A 247-nucleotide genomic window follows, 5' to 3' on the forward strand; every position below is an offset into this window, starting at 1 on the left:
GTCTCGATGGCCGGCCGCTGCGGCCCGGTTGGCGCAGCCCCGCGCACGCGGGCCAGGTGCTGAAGCTGGCGGCTCCGCGAGGCCGCCTGCGCAGCTATGTCACGGTCAGCGGCGGCATCGCGGTCGAGCCGGTGCTGGGCTCGCGCAGCACCGACCTCAAGGCCGGCTTCGGCGGCCTGTGGGGGCGGGCCCTGCGCGACGGCGACCTGCTGCCCGTGGGCGAGGCGCGACGCAGCCCCACGCGCCC

At 78.5% G+C, this 247-nt stretch carries 1 pseudogene; it reads left to right on the forward strand.

Annotated features, from left to right (window positions below):
- Positions 1-56: 56 nt before the first annotated feature.
- Positions 57-247 (forward strand): annotated as a pseudogene (locus tag RVY79_RS21015) (hypothetical protein); the annotation flags it as partial.

The organism is Chromohalobacter sp. HP20-39, assembly GCF_033052815.1.
In the GTDB taxonomy this organism is placed as follows: domain Bacteria; phylum Pseudomonadota; class Gammaproteobacteria; order Pseudomonadales; family Halomonadaceae; genus Chromohalobacter.